23 protein-coding genes are annotated in these 25,244 nt (G+C 73.5%); 9 read left to right on the top strand and 14 right to left on the bottom strand.

Translation table 11 applies throughout. The annotated features are described in order from the left end of the window. The first annotated feature begins 405 nt into the window (after positions 1-405). The 6 genes from ACIRFL_RS35315 to ACIRFL_RS35290 all read left to right on the top strand — a co-directional run bounded on the left by ACIRFL_RS35315 (position 406) and on the right by ACIRFL_RS35290 (position 7,105). Positions 406-2,853 (top strand): SpoIIE family protein phosphatase, encoded by a 2,448-nt coding sequence (locus ACIRFL_RS35315; protein WP_404037017.1) that lies wholly within the window; start codon positions 406-408, stop codon positions 2,851-2,853. An 80-nt stretch (positions 2,854-2,933) separates the two neighbouring features. After that, positions 2,934-3,209 carry a hypothetical protein gene (locus tag ACIRFL_RS35310; RefSeq protein ID WP_404037014.1) on the top strand — a complete coding sequence of 92 codons (276 nt, stop codon included), beginning with the start codon at positions 2,934-2,936 and terminating at the stop codon, positions 3,207-3,209. A 146-nt stretch (positions 3,210-3,355) separates the two neighbouring features. Further along, a complete protein-coding gene (locus ACIRFL_RS35305; protein WP_404037012.1) occupies positions 3,356-4,423 on the top strand; it encodes a glucose-1-phosphate thymidylyltransferase in 1,068 nt (355 codons plus the stop codon). Then, positions 4,420-5,391, top strand: a complete 972-nt coding sequence (gene rfbB / locus ACIRFL_RS35300; protein WP_404037010.1) for a dTDP-glucose 4,6-dehydratase — start codon at positions 4,420-4,422, stop codon at positions 5,389-5,391. Before ACIRFL_RS35305 ends, rfbB begins: the two co-directional genes overlap by 4 nt. Beyond that, a complete protein-coding gene (gene rfbD, locus ACIRFL_RS35295) occupies positions 5,388-6,305 on the top strand; it encodes a dTDP-4-dehydrorhamnose reductase (protein WP_404037007.1) in 918 nt (305 codons plus the stop codon). The genes rfbB and rfbD overlap by 4 nt, the downstream gene beginning before the upstream one ends. Further along, on the top strand, positions 6,302-7,105 hold the full coding sequence (locus ACIRFL_RS35290) for a class I SAM-dependent methyltransferase (protein WP_404037004.1): 804 nt from the start codon (positions 6,302-6,304) through the stop codon (positions 7,103-7,105). The genes rfbD and ACIRFL_RS35290 overlap by 4 nt, the downstream gene beginning before the upstream one ends. Here the strand turns inward: ACIRFL_RS35290 and rfbC are convergent. The 4 genes from rfbC to ACIRFL_RS35270 form a co-directional block, all read right to left on the bottom strand. Further along, the gene (rfbC, locus tag ACIRFL_RS35285; protein WP_404037001.1) at positions 7,095-7,703 is read right to left on the bottom strand and encodes a dTDP-4-dehydrorhamnose 3,5-epimerase; all 609 of its coding nucleotides are present in this window, start codon (positions 7,701-7,703) and stop codon (positions 7,095-7,097) included. The two genes, ACIRFL_RS35290 and rfbC, sit on opposite strands and share 11 nt — an antisense overlap. Positions 7,704-7,707: 4 nt before the next feature. Then, complete coding sequence (locus tag ACIRFL_RS35280) at positions 7,708-9,687, bottom strand: glycosyltransferase family 2 protein (protein ID WP_404036998.1); 1,980 nt, start codon at positions 9,685-9,687, stop codon at positions 7,708-7,710. A gap of 125 nt (positions 9,688-9,812) precedes the next feature. Then, positions 9,813-10,397, bottom strand: a complete 585-nt coding sequence (locus ACIRFL_RS35275; protein WP_404036996.1) for a hydrolase — start codon at positions 10,395-10,397, stop codon at positions 9,813-9,815. 58 nt (positions 10,398-10,455) lie between these two features. Further along, positions 10,456-10,893 carry a MarR family winged helix-turn-helix transcriptional regulator gene (locus ACIRFL_RS35270; protein WP_404036993.1) on the bottom strand — a complete coding sequence of 146 codons (438 nt, stop codon included), beginning with the start codon at positions 10,891-10,893 and terminating at the stop codon, positions 10,456-10,458. A gap of 165 nt (positions 10,894-11,058) precedes the next feature. On the opposite strand from ACIRFL_RS35270, the gene ACIRFL_RS35265 reads away from it, so the two are divergent. Beyond that, positions 11,059-11,553, top strand: a complete 495-nt coding sequence (locus ACIRFL_RS35265) for a metallophosphoesterase family protein (protein WP_404036990.1) — start codon at positions 11,059-11,061, stop codon at positions 11,551-11,553. A gap of 130 nt (positions 11,554-11,683) precedes the next feature. On the opposite strand, the gene ACIRFL_RS35260 is transcribed toward ACIRFL_RS35265, so the two are convergent. Genes ACIRFL_RS35260 through ACIRFL_RS35230 form a run of 7 tightly spaced genes read right to left on the bottom strand, consistent with a single transcriptional unit; the run spans position 11,684 to position 19,242 of the window. After that, positions 11,684-12,289, bottom strand: a complete 606-nt coding sequence (locus tag ACIRFL_RS35260; RefSeq protein ID WP_404036987.1) for an SRPBCC family protein — start codon at positions 12,287-12,289, stop codon at positions 11,684-11,686. 16 nt (positions 12,290-12,305) lie between these two features. Continuing rightward, positions 12,306-13,412, bottom strand: a complete 1,107-nt coding sequence (locus ACIRFL_RS35255; RefSeq protein WP_404036984.1) for an XdhC family protein — start codon at positions 13,410-13,412, stop codon at positions 12,306-12,308. Continuing rightward, complete coding sequence (locus tag ACIRFL_RS35250; protein ID WP_404036981.1) at positions 13,405-14,616, bottom strand: VWA domain-containing protein; 1,212 nt, start codon at positions 14,614-14,616, stop codon at positions 13,405-13,407. The genes ACIRFL_RS35255 and ACIRFL_RS35250 overlap by 8 nt, the downstream gene beginning before the upstream one ends. After that, on the bottom strand, positions 14,613-15,497 hold the full coding sequence (locus ACIRFL_RS35245) for an AAA family ATPase (RefSeq protein ID WP_404036980.1): 885 nt from the start codon (positions 15,495-15,497) through the stop codon (positions 14,613-14,615). The genes ACIRFL_RS35250 and ACIRFL_RS35245 overlap by 4 nt, the downstream gene beginning before the upstream one ends. Positions 15,498-15,512: 15 nt before the next feature. Next, the gene (locus ACIRFL_RS35240; protein WP_404036977.1) at positions 15,513-16,367 is read right to left on the bottom strand and encodes an FAD binding domain-containing protein; all 855 of its coding nucleotides are present in this window, start codon (positions 16,365-16,367) and stop codon (positions 15,513-15,515) included. Further along, positions 16,364-18,745 (bottom strand): xanthine dehydrogenase family protein molybdopterin-binding subunit, encoded by a 2,382-nt coding sequence (locus ACIRFL_RS35235; protein WP_404036974.1) that lies wholly within the window; start codon positions 18,743-18,745, stop codon positions 16,364-16,366. Before ACIRFL_RS35235 ends, ACIRFL_RS35240 begins: the two co-directional genes overlap by 4 nt. Beyond that, positions 18,742-19,242 (bottom strand): (2Fe-2S)-binding protein, encoded by a 501-nt coding sequence (locus ACIRFL_RS35230; RefSeq protein ID WP_404036971.1) that lies wholly within the window; start codon positions 19,240-19,242, stop codon positions 18,742-18,744. Before ACIRFL_RS35230 ends, ACIRFL_RS35235 begins: the two co-directional genes overlap by 4 nt. Before the next feature lie 256 nt (positions 19,243-19,498). Between ACIRFL_RS35230 and ACIRFL_RS35225 the strand changes: the two genes are divergently transcribed. Next, positions 19,499-21,499: a GTP-binding protein gene (locus tag ACIRFL_RS35225; RefSeq protein WP_404036968.1), complete on the top strand. Its 2,001-nt coding sequence runs from the start codon at positions 19,499-19,501 to the stop codon at positions 21,497-21,499. 80 nt (positions 21,500-21,579) lie between these two features. On the opposite strand, the gene ACIRFL_RS35220 is transcribed toward ACIRFL_RS35225, so the two are convergent. Continuing rightward, entirely contained in the window at positions 21,580-22,839 is a 1,260-nt protein-coding gene (locus ACIRFL_RS35220; protein WP_404036966.1) for a YncE family protein, read from the bottom strand. Between the two features lie 188 nt (positions 22,840-23,027). Between ACIRFL_RS35220 and ACIRFL_RS35215 the strand changes: the two genes are divergently transcribed. Continuing rightward, the gene (locus ACIRFL_RS35215) at positions 23,028-23,681 is read left to right on the top strand and encodes a TetR/AcrR family transcriptional regulator (protein ID WP_404036963.1); all 654 of its coding nucleotides are present in this window, start codon (positions 23,028-23,030) and stop codon (positions 23,679-23,681) included. A 515-nt stretch (positions 23,682-24,196) separates the two neighbouring features. Here ACIRFL_RS35215 and ACIRFL_RS35210 read toward each other — a convergent pair. Then, a complete protein-coding gene (locus tag ACIRFL_RS35210) occupies positions 24,197-24,550 on the bottom strand; it encodes a hypothetical protein (protein WP_404036960.1) in 354 nt (117 codons plus the stop codon). Next, a partial coding sequence (locus tag ACIRFL_RS35205) for a cbb3-type cytochrome c oxidase subunit I (protein ID WP_404036958.1) occupies positions 24,547-25,244 on the bottom strand: 698 nt, incomplete at its 5' end. The genes ACIRFL_RS35205 and ACIRFL_RS35210, both read right to left, overlap by 4 nt.

Here is a 25,244-nt window from a genome sequence, read left to right as displayed (position 1 = left end):
TCCGCGTGGCGCCTCAGCGGTGCCGGCCACACCTCCGGCACCGCCGTCCCCTCGGCCGGCCACCGCCCTCACGGCGCCGCCCATCCCGCCGGACCACCGTCCGCCCCGGCCGGTCACCGTCCGTGGGGCGCGGTCCGTCCCCGCTGGTCGTCGTCCGCGCGGTGCCGTCGATCCCGGCTGGTCGCCTTTCCTTCGGTGCCGCCCGTCACGGCGGGGCGCCGTCCGTGCGGGGCCGGCCGGGTGGGGCGGTGACTGTGTGTGAGGCAGGGGCCGTCAACCTGGCACAAACGCGCGGTGTCGCCCCCGCGGGCGCTCGCGGATTGCGCCGTAGGGCCCGGTGGACGGCCGGTCCGTGGCTCCACGGGACGGTCGCAGGGGCTGCGCAGACCTCCCATAAGCGCTGTAATGGCGGACGTGGTCAGTGAGGGCGCTGCGGTGCGCGGAACGAGGACGGAGCGTGCCGAAGCCGCCCTCGAAGCGCTCGCCGCCGACCCCAGGACCGCCGACCGGCCCCGCCGCGTCCTCGAACAGGCCCTCGTCCTCGCCGGCGCGGCCTTCGCCGGCCTGTACACCCTCGGTGACGACGGCACCCTGCTCTGCCTCACCGAGTCGGCGGGACTGCCGCGCACCCTGTACGGACTGCGCGACAGCTATCCCGTCTCCGGCCGCTCCCCGGCCGCCGAGGCACACCGCACCGGGCAGCCGCGCTGGCTCGGACCCGAGGAACTGGCCGGCTCGCCCGGGGCGCGGCGCACCCCGTCACCGGACTTCTGGGTGGCCGCACTCCCGGTGCACGGCGACGGCGTGCTGCTCGCCGCGACCGAGAACCCCCACGGCTTCGACGGCGCGGACCGCGCCGTCCTCGCCCTGGTCGCCGGCGCGGTCCCGCTGCCCGAGGCGGCCCGGCCCGAGGAGTCCGGCGAACTGCCCGCCGACGCGTTCAGCCTGGCCATGGACACCGGCCGGATCGAGGTCGGCGAGCGGATCCTGGAGCTGTTCCGCATCGCCCGGGGCACGTTCGACGGCAAGGTGGAGACGCTGCTCGGCCTGACCGTGCCCGAGGACCTGCCCTCGCTCATGTCCGTCGTCGAGGCCGACCACATGTCGGTCGGCGAACGCGAGCTGGAGTTCCGCGTCGTGCAGCCCTCAGGCCCGCCGAAGTGGCTGCGGCTGCGCGGCCGGCTGCTGCCCGGCGGCGACCGCCGCCCGGCCCGGCTCGTCGGCACCGTGGCGGATGCCTCCACAGTCCGCTCCGACGTCACCGATGTGGCCCGTGTGCAGCGTCTTGCCGCGTCCCTCGCCATCGCGGGCACCGTCAAGGACGTCAGCCAGGCCGTGGTGGCCGCCCTGCGCGGACCGCTCAAGGCCGACCGGATCGCCCTCGCCGAGCTGGAGAACGACCGGCTCGTGGTCATCGTCCTCGACCCGCCCGAACCCGCGGCCTGGCCCGAGCTGTGGCGCAGCGAGTGGCGCAGCGAGTGGCCCGACGCCCCGGTGCGCTCCATGCCCACCCTCGCCGCGGCCCTCAGCGAGGGCCGCGCCCGGATCTGGCCGGCGGGCACCGCCCTGGAGCCCGCACTCGCCGGCGTCGGGCCCGGCGGCCTTGCCGTGCTGCCGCTGTCCGCCGCCGGCCGCACCGCCGGCGCCTGCCTGATCGGCTGGGACCGCCCCCACGACTTCGGCCCCGACGAGCGCGCCCTGCTCACCGCCTCCGCGGGCCTGGCCGGGCAGGCCCTGATGCGCGCCCGCGCCTTCGACGCCGAGCACGAGCTGGTCGGCATGCTGCAACGCGCCCTGCTGCCGCGCCGGCTGCCCCGGCTGCCCGGCGGGGTCGCCGTCGCCCGCTATCTGCCGACCACCGCGGGCCTGGAGGTCGGCGGCGACTGGTACGACGTGATCCCGCTGCCCGACAACCACGTCGCCCTCGTCATCGGCGACGTCCAGGGCCACAACGCGGGCGCCGCCACCCTCATGGGGCAGATGCGCACCGCGCTGCGCGCCTACGCCGCCGAGGGCCACCCGCCCGACGTGGTCGTCTCGCACGCCAACCGGCTCCTGATGGAGATGGAGACGGACCTCTTCGCCACCTGCGCCTATGTCGACGTCGACATGGAGGAGGGCTCGGCCTGGTGCGTACGGGCCGGTCACCTGCCCCCCGTGCTGCGCCACCCGGACGCCGGCACCCAGGTCGTGGAGGCGGCGGGCGGACCCCCGCTCGGCGTGCTGCCCCAGGCCGACTTCCCGATGACCCAGCTGCGGCTGCGGCCCGGCACCCTGCTCGCGCTGACCACCGACGGCCTGGTCGAGTCCGCCGAGGAGGACGTCGACGCGGGCCTGAACCGGCTCGCCCGCGAGCTGGCCGCCGCCGACCCGGCCCACCTGGGGCAGGTCGCCGACGCCCTGCTCCGCGGCGCCCACCGCGGCGACGACGTGGCGCTGCTGCTCCTGCGCTACGACGGGATGGCCGTACGCCCGCGACGGGAGAGCTGGACCGTGTGGCGGGTGCCCGAGGCGGTGCGGCACGCCCGCCGCTTCACCCGGCGCACCCTGCGTTCCTGGGGAGTGCCCGCCGACACCGGGGACGCCGTGCTCCTCGTCGTCTCCGAACTGGTCACCAACGCGCTCGTGCACACCGACGGCCAGGTACGCCTCGACCTCACGCTGGTCAACCACCGCTTCCGCGTCGCCGTCGCCGACGTCTCGCCCCGCACCCCCGTCAAACCCACCAGCCTCGGCTGGGAGGCCACGGGCGGCCGGGGCATCCTGCTGGTGGAGGCCATGTCGGCGGCGTGGGGGACGGTACCGGCGGGCGGCGGCAAACAGGTGTGGGCCGAGCTGACGCTCGGCGGCTGACCGCCACACGGGTACCGGTGCCCGGCCCGCCCGGCAGGTCGCGGTGGCACGGCGCGCACGCCGTGCCTAGGGTCCATGCCGTGTCGCACACCTTCGAAGAACTCGTCGCCAAACAGCGCGCGGCCGACGCCGCCCACGCCCAGGTACAGGAGCTGCGGGAAGCCTACGGACCCCCGGCCGAGGCCCAGTTGACCGCCACCCAGGCCGACACCTACGAGACCGCCGTACGGGCCTGGCGGGACCTGGCCCGGGACCTGCAGACCGCGCTGAGGGAGTACGCCCGCGACGAGGGCCGGTCCCTGACCGACGTCGAGGCCGAGGTGCAGCGGGACGCGATCGAACCGGAGGGGACCTGACACCGTCGCCCCGGTGACGGCAACCCTGCGCCCAGCCGGATTCCACCCCCCGGCAAGGTTCCGGTAGCGCCGAGGACGTACCGTCGTAACCGGCCGGCAAGACAAACGAAGGTCCGATCCGGACGATCGCCTATAGGGTGTGGCAGATGAAGGCACTCGTGCTCTCCGGCGGCGCCGGTACACGGCTGCGTCCGATCACGCACACATCGGCGAAACAGCTCGTGCCGGTGGCCAACAAACCCGTGCTGTTCTACGGTCTCGAGTCCATCGCGGCGGCCGGGATCACCGAGGTCGGGATGATCGTCGGCGACACCGCCGCCGAGATCGAGGCGGCGGTCGGCGACGGCTCGGCGTTCGGCCTGAAGGTGACGTACATACCCCAGGAGCGGCCCCTGGGACTGGCCCACGCGGTGCTGATCGCGCGGGACTTCCTCGGGGACGACGACTTCGTGATGTATCTCGGCGACAACTTCGTGGTCGGCGGCATCAGCGACCTCGTCGAGGAGTTCCGGGTGTGCCGCCCCGACGCCCAGATCCTGCTCACCCACGTCCCCGACCCGCGCTCCTTCGGCGTCGCCGAACTCGACGCGTCCGGCAGGGTGGTGGGCCTCGAAGAGAAGCCGCGGCAGCCCAAGAGCGACCTGGCGCTGGTCGGCGTCTATCTGTTCACCCCCGCCGTCCACGAGGCCGTACGCGCCGTGCAGCCGTCCTGGCGCGGCGAGTTGGAGATCACCGACGCCATCCAGCACCTCATCGACGCCGACGCCGACGTGCGCTCCACACTCGTCGAGGGCTACTGGAAGGACACCGGCAACGTCGGCGACATGCTGGAGGTCAACCGGACCGTCCTGGAGTCCGTGCAGCGGCGCATCGACGGCGAGGTGGACGAGCGGTCCGAGACCGTCGGCCGGGTGGTGGTCGAGCGGGGCGCGCGCATACTCAACTCGCGGATCGTCGGCCCCGCCGTCATCGGGGCCGGGACCGTCGTCCGCGACTCCTACGTCGGGCCCTTCACCTCCGTCGCGGAGAACTGCCGGATCACCGGCAGCGAACTGGAGTTCTCCATCGTGCTGCGGGACTCGTCCATCGACGGGGTGGGCCGGATCGAGTCCTCGCTGATCGGCCGGCATGTCGAGGTGACCCCGACGGCCAAGGTGCCCAGTGCCCACCGCCTCGTCCTCGGAGACCACAGCAAGGTGCAGATCCGTTCATGAATCTCCTCGTCACCGGCGCCGCCGGGTTCATAGGCTCCGCATACGTGCGCGCGCTGCTCGCCGCCGACGCCCCGCAGGCGCCCCGGATCACGGTGCTCGACAAGCTCACCTACGCCGGCACGCTGACCAACCTGCCCGTCGGCCACCCACGCCTCGACTTCGTGCACGGCGACATCCGCGACGCCGGCCTGGTCGACAAGCTGATGGCGGACGCCGACCAGGTCGTGCACTTCGCCGCCGAATCGCACGTGGACCGGTCGATCGACGCGGCCGGCGAGTTCGTGCTCACCAACGTGGTCGGCACCCAGACGCTGCTGGACGCGGCCCTGCGCCACGGCGTCGGCCCGTTCGTGCACATCTCCACCGACGAGGTCTACGGCTCCATCGAGTCCGGCTCCTGGCCCGAGACCCACCCGCTGGCCCCCAACTCCCCCTACTCCGCCTCGAAGGCGTCCGCCGACCTGCTCGCCCTCGCCTACCACCGCACCCACGGGCTCGACGTCCGGGTCACCCGCTGCTCCAACAACTACGGCCCGCACCAGTTCCCGGAGAAGGTCGTCCCGCTGTTCGTCACCAACCTGCTGGACGGCCTCAGGGTCCCGCTGTACGGGGACGGGCGCAACGTCCGCGACTGGCTGCACGTCGACGACCACTGCCGGGGCATCGAACTGGTCCGTGCGAAGGGCCGCCCCGGCGAGGTCTACAACATCGGCGGCGGCACCGAGCTGAGCAACCGGGACCTCACCGCCCTGCTGCTGGCGGCCTGCGGCGCCGACTGGGACCGGGTCGACCACGTTGCCGACCGCAAGGGCCACGACCTGCGCTACTCGGTCGACTGGAGCAAGGCCCGCGACGAGCTGGGCTACCGCCCGCGGCGCGACTTCACCACCGCCCTCGCCGAGACCGTCGCCTGGTACCGCGACCACCGCGCCTGGTGGCAGCCGCTCAAACAGCGGGGGACGCGATGAGGTGGCTGGTCACCGGGGCGGGCGGCATGCTCGGCCGGGACACCGTCGGGGAACTGCTCCGCCGCGGCGCGCACGTACGCGGCCTTGACCGCGCGGCACTCGACATCACCGAACCCGACGCGGTACGGCGGGCGTTCGAGGAACACCGCCCGGACGTCGTCGTCAACTGCGCGGCGTACACCGCCGTCGACGCCGCCGAGACGGACGAGGCCCGCGCGCTCGCCGTCAACGGCGACGGGCCGCGCCTGCTCGCCCGCGCCTGCGCCGCCCGGGGCGCCCGCCTGGTGCACATCTCCACCGACTACGTCTTCGACGGCGAGCGGCAGCCCGGCACCCCGGACCCGGCCACGGGGGCCACCGTCCGCACGCCCTACCCCGAGGACCACCCGCCGGCCCCGCGCACCGCCTACGGCCGCACCAAGCTCGCCGGCGAGCGTGCGGTGCTCGGTGAACTCCCGGGCGCCGCCGTCGTCGTCCGCACCGCCTGGCTGTACGGCGCCCACGGACCGAGCTTCGTGCGCACCATGCTGGAACTGGAGGCCCGCCGCGACACCGTCGACGTGGTCGACGACCAGCGTGGCCAGCCCACCTGGAGCGCGGACGTGGCCGCCCGGATCGCGGACCTCGGCGCCCGGCTCGCCCCGGACGGCGGCCCGCACGGAGTGTTCCACGCCACCAGTTGCGGCGAGGCCAGCTGGCACGAACTCGCCCGGGAGGTGTTCGCGCTGGTCGGCGCGGACCCGGACCGGGTGCGCCCGGTCGGCAGCGCCGCCTTCCCGCGCCCCGCGCCCCGGCCTGCCTACAGCGCCCTCGGGCACGGCAGGTGGCGGGAGATCGGCCTGGCACCGCCGCGCGACTGGCGGGCCGCCCTGCACGAAGCACTGCCCCACATCCGCGAGGAGATGTCCCAGTGAAACGGCACGAGTTCCTGCGGGAACTGCACAAGGTCACCGCGAACCGCAACTACCTGGAGATCGGCGTCAACGACGGCCGCAGCCTGACGCTGTCCCGGGTGCCGAGCATCGCGATTGACCCCGCGTTCAAGGTGGTCACGGAGATCCGCTGCGACGTCCACCTCGCCAAGGCGACCAGCGACGACTTCTTCGCCCGCGAGAACCCGCTCGCGCATCTGCGGGGCGGCCGGCACCCGCTGCGCAACATCGCCCGCAACCGCAGCCCGCTCGGGTACTGGCGGCGCACCACCCTCGATCTGTCGTTCATCGACGGCATGCACCTGTTCGAGTACGCGCTGCGCGACTTCATGAACATCGAGCGGCACTCGGACTGGGCCAGCGTGATCGTCTTCGACGACATGCTGCCGCGCACCGTGGACGAGGCGGCCCGGGACCGGCACACCAACGCCTGGACCGGCGACGTCTACAAGCTCGTGGAGATCCTGGGCCGCCACCGCCCCGACCTCGTGACGGTCCTCGTCGACACCGCTCCCACCGGTCAACTCCTGGTCTTCGGGGCCGACCCGTCCGACACGGTGCTCAGGGACAGGTACGACGAGATCGTCGCCGAGTTCGAGGTGCCCGATCCGCAGAAGGTGCCCGAGTCGATCCTGGAGCGCACCACGGCCGTGCGGCCCGAGGCGCTGCTGTCGGCCGGCTTCTGGGGGCCGCTGGCGGCGGCCCGCAACCGTGGCACCAAGCGGTCCCGCGGCTGGGAGCCGCTGCGCCGTGCGGTGGCGCAGTACGCCGTCAGCCGCTGAGCCGCCCCGAGCGCAGCCGCTCGTAGTGGGCGGAGCAGTCCGCGTAACCGGGCAGCAGACCGGACCGCTCCGCCTCGGCCAGAGTGGGGGCCGCGGCGTCCTTCTCGGACAGCACGGGTGCGATGCCCCGCGGCCACTCGATGCCCAGCCGCGGGTCCAGCGGGTGCACCGCGTGCTCACGCTGCGGCGCGTAGCCGGTCGAGCACAGGTACAGCACCGTGGCGTCGTCGGTGAGCGCCATGAACGCGTGGCCGAGCCCTTCGGCGAGGAAGACCGCGTGCCGGTTGTCCTCGTCCAGCCGCAGCGCCTCCCACCGGCCGTAGGTGGGCGAGCCGACGCGGATGTCCACGACCACGTCGAGCACGGCCCCGCGGACACAGGTCAGGTACTTGGCCTGGCCGGGCGGCACGTCGGCGAAGTGCACCCCGCGCAGCACGCCCCGCCGGGACACCGAGCAGTTGGCCTGGGCGAGGTTCAGGTCGTGGCCGGTGGCCTCGCGGAACTCCTCGCCGCGGAACCACTCGTGGAAGCTGCCCCGGTGGTCCGGGAAGACCTTGGGCTCCAGGACCCAGGCGTCCGAAATCTCCAGTTCCCGCACTGTGTCATCCCTTCCGTGCCGTCGCCCGTGATGCCCCCGCCCCCGATGCCGTCCCGCGCAGTACGGCGCCCAGGACGCGCCGCGCCCGGCGCACCAGCCGGCGCACCGGTCCCGGCGCGGCGGGACGGCTCAGCAGGGCGCCGCCGCCGCGTCCGGGCCGCAGGACGAGCGGCAGCGGCAGGAAGCGGGGCGCCTCGGCCTGCGGGACGAGGCACACCTCGAGCCGCCAGGCGGCCCCGCGCAACTCGCGCAGCGGCACCCCGGCCTCCAGCAGCGAGCGGGTGCCCTCGGCCGGGGTGAGCGTCCCGGTCCGCTGCCGCCGCTCGCCGGTCGCGGCGTTGGTCAGCCGCACCAGGACGGCGATGCGGTCGGGGACGTACAGGGGCAGCGCGACGCTCAGCGGATGGGTGTCGGAGACCGCGGCGTCCTCGGGTGTCAGCCGGCCGAGGCCGAGCGCCTTGCCCGCCCGGTCGACGTCCAGGGAGAAGTTGTCGTACTGCTGGGTCCAGTACGGCAGCACCACGCGGTCCGCGACGACTCCGGCGGGCGGCGTGGGGCGGTCGGGCCCGCGGACCGGGCCCAGCCGGCACTCCTTGGTCCAGCCGCCGAGGCCGAACCGCACATACGCGTCCCACAGGCCGGCGTGCAGCGCGGTGCCGCCCGCCGCGGTGCCGGCATCGACGCCGGCCGTCGCGTGCAGCACCAGCCGGACGCGGCCGTCGCCGGCCGGGACCCGTTCGCGGGTGACCTCCACCGGCTGGAAGAAGGAGGCGGAGCTGGCGCGGTCGCGCAGGACGAGGTCGACGGTCGCCTTCTCGAAGCCGTCGACGGCGTCCGCGCCCAGCCAGGCCACCGCCTGGTCCAGGTCCCGTGGCGGGGTGGCCGCGGGGGTGCCTTCCCCGTCGACGGGGAAGGTCAGGGGCTCGCCGCCGTGCTGGTACTCGGCGCGGAAGGAGACCCGCAGCGTGCCGTCGCGCCACTCGACGCCGGTCGGCACGGCCCGCGGGCCGATGCCGGCCTCCCACTCGGCCTGGGCGAACAGGTCGTCGTACCGGCCGTCCCTGATCAGCGCGGCGACGATGCGCTGCCCCGGGCGCAGACCGGGGGCGACGCCCGGCCCGAACCGCTCCACGACCACCTTGTGCATCTCCTGGAACAGCTGCCGCCGGTAGTCGTCCGGGAGGCCGAGCAGGCGCCGACCGCTCATCCGGTCGACGATCTCGACGCGCAGCCAGCGGCGCAGCAGCCGGTCGCGCAGCGGGCCCGGCTCGGTGTACCGCTCGACGACGTCCAGGGCCTCGCGGAGGTTCTTGAAGTAGCCGACCGGTTCGAAGGGCTGGAAACCGGCGTTCGAGGCGTCGCCCCGCTTCACGTGGTAGTAGCAGACGTAGTCGCTGAGCACGGAGACGTTGTCCGCGCGCAGATACGCCTCCGTGACGAAGACGTGGTCCTCCAGACGGCGCCGGCCCTCGGGGAAGCGTAGCCCGGTGCGCTCCAGGAAGGCGCGCCGGACCATCTTGTGCGGGGTGAGGCTGTCGATGAGCGGGGCGTTGCCGACGGTGGCGCGCGGGTGGTTGCGCCGGAACAACTCCACCGGGACCGGCCGGCCCTTGCCGGCCATCTTGCCCACGATGACGTCGGCCTTGTTCGCCACCCCGTACTCGTACATCCGCTCCAGGGCCTCGTCGCCGAGGTAGTCGTCGTTGTCGACGAACATCACGAACTCGCCACGGGACGCGGCGATCCCCACGTTGCGGGGCTTGCCCGACCAGCCGGAGTTCGGCTGGTGGATGACCGTGATCTGCGGGTGCTCGGCGGCCAGCTCGTCCAGTCTCGCCGGGGTGGCGTCGGTGGAGCCGTCGTCGACGAAGATCACTTCGTACTCGTCGTCGGGCAGCGACTGCCGCAGCACCGAGGCGACGCAGTCCTCGATGTACGGCCCGGGGTTGTAGACGGGGACGATGACACTGACCTTGACCGGCATCCGGCTTCCAAGCCCCCTTAGCTCGCTTCCCGTTGCCTTGGTGGCACGGCATGCGTTGCCGAATGTTAACCCGGGTGCCGGTGCGGGCGGCGACCACCCCGCACCGGGGGCCGGGCCGGGCGGGGTCAGCCGTGGGTCTTGGCCAGGAGCTGAAGGATCTCCTGTGTCGTGCCCGTCTCGCCGAGCCGCGGGAAGATCCGCTCGACGCTGTTCGCGTGCGCCTCGGGCGTCATGTCGGCCACGGCGTCCGTGGCGACCGTGACGTGGTAGCCGTGCTCGTAGGCGGCGCGGGCGGTGGACTCGACGCCGATGCTGGTGGCGATGCCGGTCAGCACGATCTGGGTGACGCCCCGGCGGCGCAGCTGGACATCGAGGTCGGTGCCGTGGAAGGCGCCCCAGTTGTGCTTGGTGACGCGGATGTCGCCGGGGTGTCCGGACAGCTCGTCGACGATCACGTCCCAGCCCTCCGGGTAGGCGCCGCCGGGACCCTGGCGCTCGGTGCGGCCGGGGACCCGGTCCGCCCAGTCCGCCGCGAAGGAGACCCGGACCAGGACCACGGGCAGCTCACGGGCCCGGAAGGCGTCGGCCAGCTGCGCCGAGCGGGCCACCACCTCGGGGCCGCCGTACGGCTGCGTGGGAGCGGAGGCGATGCCGCGCTGGAGGTCGATCACGACGAGGGCGGTACGGGGGTCGAGGGCGGTGAGTGCCATCGGTGGGCCTTTCGGGGATGTGTCTCGGTGGATGGTGCGCGCGGGCCGATCCTCGGCGTCACTGCTGCGACAGGCGTTCCATGAGGGTCAGCGCCTTCAGGACCGTGCGGCGCTCGTCCTCGGTGAACCGGTCCTGGAAGGCCCGGGCCAGCCACTCCTCGCGCGCCTGCCGGTTGCCTGCGACGCGGGCCCGGCCCGCGTCGGTGAGGGTGACCAGCTGCCGGCGGCCGTCGTCGGGGTCGGGGGCGCGCCGGATCAGGCCGTGCTGGTCGAGCGCGGCGAGGGTGGCGGCCATCGACTGCGGTCGCACGCCCTCGGCGGACGCCAGGGCGCTGGCGGTGGCCGCGCCGTGCTTGCCCACCAGGGTGAGCGCCGACTCCTGGGAGGGCGTGAGGTCGGTGTCCCGCGCGACCTCCCGTATGCGGCGCCGCAGCCGGCTGAACACCACGCGCAACTCGCGTGCGGCCCGGGCGGCGGAGCCGGAGATGTCGTCCATGGCGAGCACCCTAGGTCGCACAGTCCAAACTGTCCAGCTGGAACTGTTCAGTTTTACCTGATGGATTCTCCCTGATGGGTTCTGCCTGATGGGTCCGCCTGACGGGTGCTGCATGAGCGGATCTCGCCGCGCGTCCGCCGGGGCGCGCTGCCCTACGCTGACCCTGTGCGCCTGCTCCTCATGTCCGACACCCATCTGCCCCGGCGCGCCCACCGGCTGCCGGAGCCGCTGCTCGCCGAACTCCCGCACGCCGACGTGGTGTTCCACGCCGGCGACTGGGTCGACACCGCCACCCTCGATCTGCTGGAGAGCCGCAGCCGGCGGCTGGTCGCGGTGTACGGCAACAACGACGGACCCGAGCTGCGCGCCCGCCTGTCCGAAGTGGCCCGTGCCGAACTCGGCGGCCTGCGCTTCGGCGTCGTCCACGAGACCGGGCCCGCCGCGGGCCGCGAGGCGCGCTGCGCCGCCCGCTTCCCCGACCTGGACGTGCTGGTCTTCGGCCACAGCCACATCCCCTGGGACAGCACGGCCCCGACCGGGCTGCGGCTGCTCAACCCCGGCTCACCCACCGACCGCCGCCGCCAGCCCCACTGCACCTACCTCACGGCGACCCTGACCGACGCCGCCCTCACGGACGTGACGCTCCACCGACTGCGGTAGCGCTCCGCTGGTTGTGCCGCGCTGTGCTGTTGTCGGTTGGCTGCGGGTGTGTCGTGGTTGCTCGCGCCCGCGCGGCGGAGCCGCAAATCGATACAGCCCCGCGCCCCTTTCGGGGCGCTCTCGTGCGGGGTCAGCGGTGGCGCCCGGAGCGCAGGCATCTGCGCACGCCTGCGTACACCAGTACGAGTACGCCCAGTGCCGCCGCCACGACCGCCGCACGCTTGGCCACCGGTACGGCGGCCGCGCGGGCCAGGTCCAGTGGTTCCGGCTCTGCCGGGGCCGGCGCCTCGGGCCGCTCGCCCAGCCGCTCGGCCAGACACTCGGCGAACTGCCCCACCAGCCGGTCGCCGACCTCCGCGAGCACCCCACGGCCGAACTGCGCCGGCCGCCCGGTCACCGTCAGATCGGTGTCCACCGCCACCGCCGTGCCGCCGTCCCGCCCGCTCAGCGTGCCGGTGACGGTGGCCCGGGCCGTGCCCTGCCCCCGGGTCTCCCGGCCGCTCGCCACCAGCACCATCCGGTGCGCCGCCGCGTCCTTCTCCTCGAAGACGGCGGTGCCCCGGTAGGTCACGGTCACCGGGCCGACCTTGACCTTCACCCCGCCGGTCACCGTCGTGCCGTCGTACTCCTCCACTGTGGCACCCGGCAGGCACGGCGCGATGCGCTCGACGTCGAGGAGCGCGCGCCAGGCGTCGTCGACCGGGACGGGGACGGTGAACTCGTGGTGCAGCTCCATGACTTCCTCCTCGCACTCAGCGGGCGCCCACCGGGTGGATGGCCCCGGCGGTCGCGGTGAGGGGCACGCCGCTGCCGCCCCAGCGCAGCGCGACGATCTCGGCGGCGACGGACACGGCGACCTCCTCGGGCGTACGGGCCCCGAGGTCAAGCCCGAGCGGCGAGCGCAGCCGTGCCAGCTCCCGCGCGCCGACCCCGGCCTCGGCCAGCCGTTTCCTGCGCTCGTCGTGGGTGCGGCGGCTGCCCATCGCCCCGATGTACGCGGCCGGCCGGCGCAGCGCCTCCTCAAGCAGCGGCACATCGAACTTCGGATCGTGGGTGAGCACGCAGATCACCGTCCGCTCGTCGGTGCCGGTGCCGCTCAGATAGCGGTGCGGCCAGTCCACGACGACCTCCACGGCCGCCGGGAACCGCTTCGGCGTGGCGAAGACCGGGCGGGCGTCGCACACGGTGACCCGGTAGCCGAGGAAGTCGCCGATGCGGGCCACCGCCGCCGCGTAGTCGATCGCGCCGAAGACCAGCATCCGGGGCGGCGGCGCGAACGAGTGGAGGAACACGGTGACGGCGTCCTCGCGGCGCTCACCGCGCCGGCCGTAGTGCCTCGACCCGGTGGCGCCGACGGCCAGTTCGCCGCGCGCGTCCGCGGTGACCGCCGCGTCAAGACCGGATGTGCCGAGCGTGCCGGCCACCGCGCCCGGCCACACCGCGAGCGTGGCGCCGCGCGGTGCCGGCCCGTCGACCACCGTGGCCACCGTCACGGGTTCGCCGCGCGCCACCGACGCGGCGACGGCACCGAAGACGGGATCGGCCGCGGGCGTCACGGGCCGCACCAGCAGGGTGATCTCACCGCCGCAGGTCAGACCGACCGCGAACGCGTCCTCGTCGCTGTAGCCGAAGGTCTCGACGCGGGCCTCGCCGCTCGCCACGACCTCCTGCGCCAGTTCGAAGACGGCGCCCTCCACACAGCCGCCGGACACACTGCCCACGACCTCGTCGCCGGGCCCGACCGCCATGGCCGCGCCGGGCCCGCGCGGCGCGCTGCGACTGACCGCCACGACCGTGGCGAGCCCGAACGGGACGCCCGCCGCGTACCAGCGCTCCAGGGCCGGAAGAATCTCACGCACACTCCGCTCCTCTCCGTCCGGCGGCCTCGGCCGGATCATCCGCCGCCGCCCCGCCCAGCACGGCCGCCAGTCGTTCGAGCGCCGCCAGGCTGTGCCCCTCGACGAACGTGTCCACGCTGGGCAGGGCCGCCGCCATCCCCCCGGCCAGCGGCGCGTAACCGGGGCGCGCCTTGCGGGGGTTGGCCCAGATCACCCGGTGCGCCAGCGCGTGCAGCCGGCGCATCTGCGCCCCGAGCAGTCCGGGGTCGCCGCGCTCCCAGCCGTCCGAGAGCAGCACGACGACCGCGCCGCGCGCCATGCCCCGCTTCCCCCAGCGGTTCAGGAACTCGCGCAGCAGCACGCCGAGCCGGGTGCCGCCGCGCCAGTCGGGCACGGCCGCCGCGAGCGCCGCCATCGCCAGGTCGGGGTCGCGGTGGCCGAGTTCGCGGGTCACCCGGGTCAGCCGGGTGCCGATGGTGAACACCTCCGTCGGTGCCCGCCGGGCCGCCGCGTGCGCGAACCGCAGCAGCGCGTCGGCGTACGGCGCCATCGAACCGCTCACGTCGACCAGCAGCACCACCCGGCGCGGCCGGCGCACCCGCGCGTGCCGGCGCAGCAGCGCGGGCTCCCCGCCGCGCCGCAGCAGCTCCCGCACGGTCCGGCGCGGGTCGACGGCGCCGTGCCGGGCCGGCCGGCGCCGCGCGGACAGCCGGGTCTGCCCGTGCGGCGCGAACGCGGCCAGCAGCCGGTTGAGCTGGGCGCGTTCGGCGGCGTCCAGCTCGCCGAGGTCGCGGTGGCGCAGCACCTCGGTGGAGCTGGCGAACGCCAGGGCGGGCGGCCCCGGCGGCGCGCCGTCGTGCGCCGCGCGGGCCCCGGACGCGGCGTCCCGCACGGCGGTCCGGGTCCGGGCCCGGGGCGGGGCGGCGGCACGGGCCGGGGGCGGCGCGGGGCCGCCGGCCGGCCCGAAGTACGCGGCGAACACCCGCTCGTACCGCTCCAGGTCGTCCCGGCCGCCGCACAGCGTGGCCCGGCCCGCCGCGTGCACGTCCGCACGCACCCCGGGCCGCAGGACGTCGACCGCGCGCAGGAAGGCGTACAGCCGCTCGGTGCTCGCGTCGACCCCCGCCGCCCGCAGCGCGCGCACGAAGCCGAGCAGCACCGTGTCGGGCCCCGCGGGCCCGTCCGCCCACCGCCCTTCGACCGGTCCGCGTCCGCTGTCCGTCATGGCGTCCGCGCTCCCCGGGCCGCCAGCACCGCCGTGAGGTCGAGACCCCGCGCCCGCTCCGTGTCCTCCCGGTACTTCAGCACCGAGCCCAGGGTGGCCACCGCCAGCTCCGCGTCGACCTCGCTCGCCCCGAGGGCGTCCAGGGCCTGCGCCCAGTCGATCGTCTCGGCCACGCCCGGCGGCTTGAGCAGATCGGCGCCCCGCAGCGCCTGCACCAGGGCGGTCACCTGCTCGGCCAGCCGCTCCGCGACCTGTGGCAGCCGGCGGCGCACGATGGCCAGTTCGCGGGCGAAGGAGGGATGGTCGAACCAGTGGTACAGGCACCGCCGCTTCAGCGCGTCGTGCACCTCCCGGGTCCGGTTCGAGGTCAGCACCACGACCGGCGGCACCTCGGCGCGCAGCGTGCCCAGCTCCGGCACGGTCACCGAGTACTCGGACAGCAGCTCCAGCAGGAACGCCTCGAACTCGTCGTCGGCCCGGTCGATCTCGTCGACCAGGAGCACCGAGGGCCAGGTCTGCAACGCCCGCAGCAGCGGCCGGGCGATCAGGAACCGCCGGTCGTACAGCTCGCTCTCCAGCCGGTCGGCGTCGGTGATCCCGGCCGCCTCGGCGGCCCGCAGATGCAGCAGCTGGCGCGGGAAGTCCCAGTCGTACAGGGCCTGCGCGGCGTCGATGCCCTCGTGGCACTGCAACCGGATCAGCGGGGCGTCAAGCGCCTCGGCGAGGGCGGCGGCGAGCGCGGTCTTGCCGACGCCCGCGTCTCCCTCGCAGAACAGCGGCCGGTGCAGTCTCAGGGCCAGGAAACAGGTGACGGCCAGCCCCTCGTCGACGAGGTACCCCGTCTCCTCCAGCCGGGCCCGTACCTGCTCCGGGTCTTCCATCCGGGTGATCGGCGCTCACCTCGCTCCGGTGGCGGCCAGGACCGCCCGCCGGGTCAGCACCCGTGCGAGGTGCGCCCGGTACTCGGGCGAGCCCGACACGTCCTGGGCGGGCCGGGTGCCCTCGGCGGCCTGCTCGCCGGCCCGGGCGACGGCGTCCTCATCCGCGGCGCCGGTAAGGGCCCGCTCGGCGGCCACCGCCCGCAGCGGGGTGCTGCCCATGCCGGTGAGCCCGATGCGGGCCTCGGCGATCCGGCCGTCGTCCCGGCGCACCAGGGCGGCCACGCCGACGATCGCCCAGGCCTGGGCGGCCCGGTGGAACTTCTCGTAGTGGAAGTCCCAGCCGTCCGTCTTCGGCACCCGCACCTCCACCAGCAGCTCGTCGGGGGCCAGCGCGGACTGGAAGTAGTCCACGAAGAACTCGCCCACCGGGATGGTGCGCCGCCTCTTTGGGCCTACGGCGACCATGTCGCCGTCCAGCGCCAGCAGCACCGCGGGCAGATCACCGGCCGGGTCGGCGTGCGCCAGGGAGCCGCCGAGGGTACCCCGGTGCCGTACGGCGGGGTCGGCGACGGTGCGCGTGGCCGCCGCGAGCAGTCCCGCGTGCCGGCGGACCAGCGGGTCGCGGATCAGGTCGTGGTGGGTGGTCAGCGCGCCGATGACGAGGCTGTCGCCGTCCTCACGCACCCCGCGCAGCCCCGGGATCCGGCCGACGTCCACGACGAGTTCGGGGAAGGCCAGCCTGAGGCGCAGCAGCGGCAGCAGGCTCTGCCCGCCGGCCAGCACCTTCGCCTCGTCGCCCGCCTCGGCGAGCGCGCGCACCGCCTCGTCGACGCTGTGCGGACGGGTGTACTCGAACGCGGGTGGAATCATGCCGCGGCCTCCTTCCCGGCGGTGGCCGACCGCACGGCCCGCCAGACCCGCTCCGGTGTGCAGGGCATCCGCACGTCGTGCACGCCGAACGGCCTGAGCGCGTCCACGACCGCGTTGACCACGGCGGGCGTCGAGGCGATGGTGCCCGCCTCGCCGACTCCCTTGACGCCGAGCGCGTTCGACGCGGCCGGTGTCTCGGTGCGGTCGGTCACGAAGTCCGGCAGGTCTGCCGCGGACGGCACCAGGTAGTCCGCCATGGTGCCGGAGACCAGGTTGCCCTCGTCGTCGTAGACGGCCTCCTCGTACAGGGCCTGCGCGATGCCCTGCGCGAGCCCGCCGTGCACCTGCCCCTCGACGATCATCGGGTTGACGACCCGGCCGACGTCGTCCACGCAGACGTAGGACCGGATACGGGTCGCCCCGGTCTCCGTGTCGACCTCGACCGCGCACAGGTGGGTGCCGTGCGGGTAGGAGAAGTTCTCCGGGTCGACCAGGTACTCGGCGTTGATGGTCGGCTCCATGCCGTCGGGCAGGTCGTGCGAGGAGAACGTCTCGAAGGCGATCTCCTGAATGGTCCTGCGTGCCTCCGGCGAGCCCTTCACGGAGAACACGCCGTCCGTGAAGTCCAGGTCCTGCTCGCTCGCCTCCAGCAGGTGCGCGGCCACCTTCCGGGCCTTGTCCACCACCTTGGCCGCCGCCCGGTGCACGGCCTCGCCGCCGACCACCAGCGACCGCGAGCCGTAGGTGTCCATGCCCTGCGGTGCGGACTGGGTGTCGCCGTGCACCACCTCGACGTCCTCGAACGGCACGCCGAGCACATCGGCGGCGATCTGGCTCCAGCAGGTCTCGTGCCCCTGCCCGTGCGGGCTGGTGCCGGTGACCACCTCGACCTTGCCGGTGGGCAGCATGCGGATGCTCGCCGCCTCCCAGCCGCCGGCCCCGTACCTGAGGTCGCGCAGCACCCGGCTCGGCGCGAGGCCGCACATCTCGGTGAAGGTCGACACACCGATGCCGAGGCGTACGGTGTCGCCGCGCGCGTTGCGTTCGCGCTGCTCGGCGCGGAGTTCGTCGTAGCCGAACAGGGCGAGGGCCTTGTCCGTCGCGGCCTCGTAGTCGCCGCTGTCGTAGGTGAGCCCGGCGATGGTGGTGTACGGGAACTCCTCGTGCCGGATCCAGTTGCGGCGCCGCAGCTGAACCGGGTCGAGGCCCAGCTCCGCGGCCAGCTCGTCCATGATCCGCTCGATGGCGAACGTGGCCTCCGGGCGCCCGGCACCGCGGTAGGCGTCGGTGGGCGTCCGGGTGGTGAAGACACCCGTGCAGGTGAACTCGTAGGAGTCCATCTTGTAGATCGCCGGGTACATGAAGGCGCCGAGGATCGGGATGCCCGGGGTGACGAGCATCAGATAGGCGCCCATGTCGGCGATCAGGTCCACCTTGAGGCCGAGCAGCCTGCCCTCCCGGGTGGCGGCCACCTCGATGTCCTGGATCATGCCGCGGCCGTGGTGGGTGGCCAGATAGCCCTCGGAGCGGGACTCGGTCCACTTCACCGGGCGGCCCAGCCTGCGGGCGACGGCCAGGGCGATGGCCTCCTCGCCGTACACCTGGAGCTTGGAACCGAAGCCGCCGCCCACGTCCGGGGCGATCACGCGCAGCTTGTGCTCGGGCACGCCCGTGACGGTCGCCAGCATGATCCGCAGGATGTGCGGGATCTGCGTCGCCGAGTAGACCGTGTACTCGCCGGAGGCGGCCAGCGGAGTGACGACGACCGCGCGGGGCTCCATCGCGTTGGGGATCAGGCGCTGCTGGTGGTAGCGGCGCCGCAGGGTGACCTCGGCGCGCTCGCGGACCGCGGCGAAACTCTCGCCGGTCGCCAGCGGCCACACATAGCTGCGGTTGGTGCCCTTGTCGGAGTGGACCAGCGGGGCGTCGTCCGCGAGCGCGGCCTCCAGGTCGAGGACCGGCTCCAGCGGCTCGTAGTCGACCTCGACCGCCTCCAGCGCGTCGGCCGCCGCGTACCGGTCGCGGGCCACCACCACGGCGACCGGGTCACCGGCGTAGCGGACCTCGTCCACCGCGATCGGCGGGTGCCCTGGCAGCACGATGTCCTCGGTCACCGGCCAGGCGCACGGCAGCGAGCCCAGCCCGTCGGCGAGGTCGGCGCCGCTGAACGCCGCGACCACACCGGGCCGGTCGAGCGCCGGGGAGACGTCGACCGCGCGGATGCGCGCGTGCGCCATCGGGCTGCGCAGCACCGCGAGATGCAGCAGGCCGGTGACCTGGATGTTGTCGGTCCAGTTGGTCTGGCCGGTGATCAGCCGGGCGTCCTCCTTGCGCAGCCGGGAGCGACCGACCTCGCGTGCTACGGCCTGATCGGTCATGCCGTGACCTCCTGAGCGCTCTCCTGCCCGGACGCGGGCTGCTGTCCCGAGGCGGCGAGCACCGCGCGGACGATGTTCTGGTAGCCGGTGCAGCGGCACAGGTTGCCCTCAAGGGCTTGGCGCACCTCGTCCGGGCCGGGGCGCGGGTTCTCGCGCAGCAGGTCCCGTGCCGCCATGATCATGCCCGGGGTGCAGTAGCCGCACTGGAGCGCGTGCCGCTCGTGGAAGGCGCGCTGCAACGCCGTCAGCCGCCCGTCGCGGGCCAGGCCCTGCACGGTGGTCACCTCGGAGCCGTCGGCCTGGACGGCCAGCACCGAGCAGCTCTTGACGGTCGCCCCGTCCAGGTCGACCGTGCAGGCCCCGCAGTTGGAGGTGTCGCAGCCGATCGGGGTGCCGGTCAGGCCGAGCCGGTCGCGCAGGTAGTGGGCGAGGAGGAGACGGGGCTCCACGTCGTCCTCGTAGTGCGTGCCGTCCACCTTCACCTTGATGTGGGTCATGTGCCCTCCAGACCGTGCGGGCGTGAGCGAGGGATACCGGCGACCGGACGTGATGTACGTCACTCTAAGACCGGGGTGGGGTCGCGGCGAGCGCTGCGCCGCCGCCTCGTGCCCGGCCGTTAATCCGTTGCGGCCCGAGTGCCGGTGCTGCTGCACTGCACCGGACCAGTCGTCACACAGAGAGGACCCACGATGCGCGCTGCGTGCATGTCTCCGCAGGAAGGAACCCCACCCATGCCGAAGGACATCACGCACAGTGCATCTGCTCAATCTCGGAATCCTCGCGCACGTAGACGCCGGTAAGACCAGCCTGACCGAACGGCTGCTGCACTCCGTCGGAGTGATCGACGAGGTCGGCAGCGTCGACGCCGGCAGCACCCGGACGGACACGCTCGCGCTGGAACGGCAGCGCGGCATCACGATCAAGTCGGCGGTCGTCTCCTTCCCGCTCGACGGTGTGACCGTCAACCTCATCGACACACCCGGCCACCCCGACTTCATCGCCGAGGTGAAACGGGTCCTCGGCGTGCTCGACGGCGCCGTCCTGGTCGTCTCGGCCGTCGAGGGCGTCCAGGCGCAGACCAGGGTGCTGATGCGGACCCTGCGGCGGCTGCGCATCCCCACGCTGGTCTTCGTGAACAAGATCGACCGGCGCGGGGCGGGCGAGGACGAGGTGCTGCGGGCCATGGCCCGCCGGCTCACCCCGGCGCTGGTGCCGATGGGCACCACCACCGGCCTCGGCACCCGCGGCGCCCGCTTCCTGCCCGGCCTCTCCCCGGGCGCCCTCGACGTCCTCGCCGACCAGGACGACGACCTGCTCGCCGCCTATGTGCAGGACCGTGTCCCGCCCACCCGGCTGCGCGCCGCGCTCGCCGCCCAGACCCGGCGGGCCCGCGTCCACCCGGTCTACTTCGGCTCGGCCGTCACCGGCGCGGGCGTGGCCGACCTGCTCGGCGCCATCGAGGAACTGCTGCCCGCCGCCGCGGGCGACCCCGACGGGCCGCTGTCGGCGACGGTGTTCAAGGTCGACCGGGGCCCGGCGGGGGAGAAGGTCGCCTACGCGCGGGTCTTCACCGGCACCCTGCGCACCCGCGACCGCGTCCTGTTCGGGGACGGCCCGCAGGAGGGGAAGGTCACCGCGGTCAGCGTCTTCGACGGCGGCACCGACGCCCGGCAGGAGAGCGTCGGCGCGGGCCGGATCGGCAGGCTGTGGGGCCTCGGCGGCATCCGGATCGGGGACACGATCCGCCGCAGCGCGGACACCGGCGTGCGCGCGGACGCGCCGCGCTCCGCCTACCGGCGCCACTTCGCGCCGCCGACGCTGGAAACCGTCGTCGTGCCGGGCCCGCATGCGGACCGGCGGGCGCTGCACGTCGCGCTCACCCAGCTCGCCGAGCAGGACCCGCTGATCGGCGTGCGCCACGACGAGAGGCGGCAGGAGACCTCCGTCTCCCTCTACGGCGAAGTGCAGAAGGAGGTGATCCAGGCGACCCTCGCCGACGAGTACGGCCTCGACGTCACCTTCCGGGAGACGACCGTCATCTGCGTCGAGCGCCCGGTGGGCAGCGGAGCGGCCGTCGAGTTCAACAAGAAGGACGGGAACCCGTTCCTCGCGACCGTAGGCCTGCGGGTGGACGCCGCCCCGGCGGGCTCGGGCGTCGGCTTCCGGCTGGCGGTGGAGCTGGGCTCGATGCCGTACGCCTTCTTCCAGGCCGTCGAGGACACCGTGCGCGACACCCTCGGGCAGGGGCTGCACGGCTGGCGGGTCACCGACTGCGCGGTGACCATGACCCACAGCGGCTACTCGCCCCGGCAGAGCCACGCCCACCAGGGCTTCGACAAGAGCATGTCCAGCACCGGCGCCGACTTCCGCGGTCTCACCCCGCTCGTCCTGATCGAGGCGCTGCGGCGCGCGGGCACCCGGGTGTACGAACCGATGCACCGCTTCCGCATCGAGGCCCCGGCGGACACCCTGGGCACCCTGCTGCCGGTGCTCGCGCGGCTCGCCGCGGTGCCGCAGAGCACCCAGGCGCACGGCTCGGTGTGCGTGCTGGAGGGCGCGGTGCCCGCCGCCCGGGTGCACGGACTCGACCAGCGGCTGCCCGGACTGACCCGCGGCGAGGGCGAGTTGGAGACAGCCTTCGACCACTGGGCCCCGGTCACCCGCGGCACGGTCCCCGAGCGCCCGCGCACCGACCACAACCCGCTGAACCGGAAGGAGTACCTGCTGAACGTCACCAACCGGCTGGGTGGCTGAGGCGTCGGCGACCGCGCGGCCCCGGCGGGACGGGGCGGCCCCCTTCTCCGGCAGGTCGCCGTCCGGCGCCGCACCCGCCGTCAGCCGCCCGCGGGAGCCGTCCAGTCGGCCTGGACATGGCCCAGCCTGACCCGTTGCGGATGGTCGCCGACCGCGACCGAGGCGACCTTCCGCCCGGTCGCGAAGTCGATCGCGGTCACCTGGTCGGCGCCGCTCTCGGAGACCACGCAGTCCTTGCCGTCGCCGCTGACCGTCGCCCAGTACGGCTTGGACGTGGCGACCAGCGGGCCCTGCTGGAGGGTCGCCCGGTCCACGACGGTGGCGTAGTCGTCCATCGTGCCCGCGACGCACAGCTTGGTGCCGTCCGGGCTCATCGAGATGCCGTGGTGGCGCGAGTCGTTGACCCAGGTGGTGCGGTCCTCGCTGGTCGCCGGGTTCTTCGGCAGGGTCTTCACCCGGGTGATCCGGTCGGCGGCGACGTCGTACTCCAGGAAGCCATTGAAGAAGGAGACCTGGAAGTACAGCTTCGACTCGTCCGGGGAGAAGACCGCGGGGCGGACCGCGTCCGAGAAGTCGTCGAGGCCGATGGCGTCCAGGCGCTCGCGCATGTCGATGACCTTGACCTGCCGATAGGTCGTCGCGTCGACCACCGTGATGTGCCGGTCCCCCTTCGTCCAGTCCCAGAAGGGGTCGTCCAGGGCGGTGTTGACGTCTCCGATGGACATGTTCCAGATGTATCTGCCGTCCTTGGTGAAGACGTTCTCGTGCGGCTTGTCACCGGTGGCGAAGGAACCGAGCTGCCGGCCGGTGCCGATGTCCAGCACATGCACCGTGTTGCCGGTCGAGGCGGACACCGCGACCCGGGTGCCGTCGGGGGAGACCGCCATGTGGTCGGCGCGGTAACCGGACACCGGGAAGCGCCAGTTGACCGCTCCGGTGGCCAGGTCGATCGAGACCACGTCGGCGAAGCTGGGCCGGGAGACCACCACCGACCTGCCGTCCGGGGTGGAGTACATGTCGTCCGCGAACTGGTCGTGGCCCTCGCCGACGCCATTGCGGATGGCCATGAAGTAGATCCACTTGATCGGATCGGCGTTGATCTCCGCCATCCGCCGGTCCTTGTCCGGGACGACGTCGATCCGGCCGATCTTCGTGAAGTCGCCGCGGGAGGCGATGACGTCCGCGGTGCCGTCCCAGTTGTTGCCGACGAACAGCACCTCGCGCAGCGCCGGGGCGGCGGGCGCGGTGGCGGTGGCGGCGGTGGCGGTGGCGGGAGCGGCGACGGTCAAGGCGAGTGCGGCGGCCACGGCGCAAAGGTGCCTGGTGGTGAAGGCGGGCATGACTGCTCTCTCCTCTGGGTGGGGGAGGTGCGGGTGCGTGCGGGGGCGTGCCCTGACAGGGCGAGAAGTCTGAACACGGGCGCCTTCAGAGTTAACTTACTGAAAAGTAAGGTGGGGTGGCCCTCTCCACAAGACCGCGTACACGACAAAATTGGCCGGCACATGGACGCGTCGGGTGAGGAGGGACCGTGGCGGGCAGGCTCAGGGCCCCGACCGGCCGCTACGCGGGCAGGAGCGCCGAGGAGCGGCAGGCCGAACGGCGGCGGCGCTTCCTGGACGCCGCGCTCGGGCTCTTCGGTGACGCCCCGGGCTTCCGGGCCGGCACGGTGGCCGCGCTGAGCGAGGCGGCGGGGCTGTCCACCCGCCAGTTCTACGAGGAGTTCCGCACCCTGGAGGACGTCCTCGCCGCCCTCCACCTCCAGGTCAACGACTGGGCCGAGCGGGCCGTCAGATCCGCGCTCGCCGACGCCGAGGGGCTGCCGCTGGCTGAGCGCGCCGCCGTGCTCTTTCGCGCCTACGCCGCGAACGTCACCGCCGACCCGCGCCGCGTCCGCATCACCTTCGTCGAGATCGTCGGGGTCAGTCCGCGCCTGGATGAGCAGCGCCTGGCCCGCCGCGCCCGCTGGGTCGAACTCATCTGCGCGCAGGCGCGGGCGGCGGTCGCCCGCGGTGAGGCGGCGCCCCGCGACTACCGCATCGCCGCTGCCGCGTTCATCGGCAGCGTCAACGGGCTTCTGCACGACTGGAGCGCCGGGTGGGTGGACGCGACGCTGGACGAGGTGACCGACGAACTGGTGCGCCAGCTACTCGGCATCCTCCGCCCCCGAAACTGGCCCCCCTGACCAACCCCGGCCGCTCGCCCTACCTGTGCCCCGACGCACGGAGATTTGCACCGGGGTCAGGGGTGTGGGCCGGGGTACTGAGGTATTGAGGTTTGCGTTGGGGTCGGAGGTGGGTGCCGGGGCGCGGAGGTTTGCGTCGGGGGCAGGGTGCGGGGGTGGGGTGTCGGGGCGGTGAGTGCGGGTGTGGGGTGTGTGGGCCGGGCGTCGGGGACGGGGTCGCCCAGTGCCACGGCAGTGTTCCCCGAACACCCAGACTGGGGCGGCGCCCTCACCCGGTCGGCGTTGGGGTGGGGCGGTGCTCTGACCGGTTTGTTGCCCGCCCGTGGGGGTGTGTTTGCACGGCCGGTCCGGGCCACCGGGCGGAGGTTCCGGTAACTCCGGTGCGGTGGGCGCGGGGGTGCGGGGTGTGTGGGCCGGGCGTTCGGGACCGGGGCGCCCAGTGCCGGGGCAGTGTTTCCCAACACTCTGACCGGACCGTGTCCGTGCGGGGCCGTGCCCTGGATGGGGCGGCGGGTTCAGCGGGCTGTGGACAGGGTGAGTAGCAAGGTCGCCGAAGGCACCGCGCAGGCGAGCAGGAAGCAGGCCAGCAGGCGTTGCCGCAGCGCCCGGTAGCGGCCCTCGTACGCATGGCGCAGTTCCTCGGCCCGCTCCGCCGTGCGCTGCCAGCAGGCGCGGGCCAGGCCCAGGTATTCCGCCTCGAACTGCCGCTCCAGATCCTCGCGTTGGGTATCGGTCAGCCAGCCCAGCCGCCCCGCGAGCCGGGCCGCGGCCATGCGGCCCTCCTCGCGGGCGGCGGCCAGCAGCAGATGACCCTCGATCTCCCGGACCAGCGCCCGCGCCTCGCGCGCCCCGTCGTCCGTGGCGGTCACGGGGCCGTCAACTCCCGTTCCTCGGCGCCGGACACCCCGGGGTGGTGCAGGTCGAACGCGGGGGATTCGCTGCGGATCCGCGGCAGGGTGAGGAAGTTGTGCCGCGGCGGCGGGCAGGACGTCGCCCACTCCAGCGAACGGCCGTAGCCCCACGGGTCGTCGGCCTCGACCTTCTTGCCGTACTTGGCCGTCTTCCACACGTTGTACAGGAACGGCAGGATCGACAGACCCAGCAGGAACGAGAAGACCGTGGAGACCGTGTTCAGCACGGTCAGTCCCTCCACCGCCAGATAGTCCGGGATCCGGCGCTGCATGCCCTCGGCGCCCAGCCAGTGCTGGACGAGGAAGGTGCCGTGGAAGCCGGTGAACAGCGTCCAGAAGGTGATCTTGCCGAGGCGTTCGTCCAGCATCTTGCCGGTGAACTTCGGCCACCAGAAGTGGAATCCGGCGAACATCGCGAAGACGACCGTACCGAACACCACGTAGTGGAAGTGGGCCACCACGAAGTACGAGTCGGAGATGTGGAAGTCGATGGGGGGAGAGGCGAGCATGACGCCCGTCAGGCCGCCGAAGACGAACGTGACGAGAAAGCCCATGACCCACAGCATCGGTGTCTCGAAGGACAGGGAGCCCTTCCACATGGTGCCGATCCAGTTGAAGAACTTCACCCCGGTCGGTACCGCGATCAGGAAGG

Origin of the sequence: Streptomyces sp. NPDC102462, assembly GCF_044765425.1 — a bacterium.
In the GTDB taxonomy this organism is placed as follows: domain Bacteria; phylum Actinomycetota; class Actinomycetes; order Streptomycetales; family Streptomycetaceae; genus Streptomyces.
The sequence above is the reverse complement of the archived record's forward strand: the minus strand, read 5'-3'. Positions and strand labels throughout refer to the sequence as shown.

What these genes read in the sequence shown, in the direction of transcription:
- ACIRFL_RS35270 (WP_404036993.1), bottom strand. Translation starts at nt 10,893, where the DNA reads ATGGACGACATCTCCGGCTCCGCCGCCCGGGCCGCACGCGAGTTGCGC.
- ACIRFL_RS35230 (WP_404036971.1), bottom strand. Translation starts at nt 19,242, where the DNA reads ATGACCCACATCAAGGTGAAGGTGGACGGCACGCACTACGAGGACGAC.
- ACIRFL_RS35260 (WP_404036987.1), bottom strand. Translation starts at nt 12,289, where the DNA reads ATGGAGCTGCACCACGAGTTCACCGTCCCCGTCCCGGTCGACGACGCC.
- ACIRFL_RS35245 (WP_404036980.1), bottom strand. Translation starts at nt 15,497, where the DNA reads ATGGAAGACCCGGAGCAGGTACGGGCCCGGCTGGAGGAGACGGGGTAC.
- rfbB (WP_404037010.1), top strand. Translation starts at nt 4,420, where the DNA reads ATGAATCTCCTCGTCACCGGCGCCGCCGGGTTCATAGGCTCCGCATAC.
- ACIRFL_RS35275 (WP_404036996.1), bottom strand. Translation starts at nt 10,397, where the DNA reads ATGGCACTCACCGCCCTCGACCCCCGTACCGCCCTCGTCGTGATCGAC.
- ACIRFL_RS35280 (WP_404036998.1), bottom strand. Translation starts at nt 9,687, where the DNA reads ATGCCGGTCAAGGTCAGTGTCATCGTCCCCGTCTACAACCCCGGGCCG.
- rfbD (WP_404037007.1), top strand. Translation starts at nt 5,388, where the DNA reads ATGAGGTGGCTGGTCACCGGGGCGGGCGGCATGCTCGGCCGGGACACC.
- ACIRFL_RS35220 (WP_404036966.1), bottom strand. Translation starts at nt 22,839, where the DNA reads ATGCCCGCCTTCACCACCAGGCACCTTTGCGCCGTGGCCGCCGCACTC.
- ACIRFL_RS35250 (WP_404036981.1), bottom strand. Translation starts at nt 14,616, where the DNA reads ATGACGGACAGCGGACGCGGACCGGTCGAAGGGCGGTGGGCGGACGGG.
- ACIRFL_RS35315 (WP_404037017.1), top strand. Translation starts at nt 406, where the DNA reads ATGGCGGACGTGGTCAGTGAGGGCGCTGCGGTGCGCGGAACGAGGACG.
- ACIRFL_RS35235 (WP_404036974.1), bottom strand. Translation starts at nt 18,745, where the DNA reads ATGACCGATCAGGCCGTAGCACGCGAGGTCGGTCGCTCCCGGCTGCGC.
- ACIRFL_RS35240 (WP_404036977.1), bottom strand. Translation starts at nt 16,367, where the DNA reads ATGATTCCACCCGCGTTCGAGTACACCCGTCCGCACAGCGTCGACGAG.
- ACIRFL_RS35305 (WP_404037012.1), top strand. Translation starts at nt 3,356, where the DNA reads ATGAAGGCACTCGTGCTCTCCGGCGGCGCCGGTACACGGCTGCGTCCG.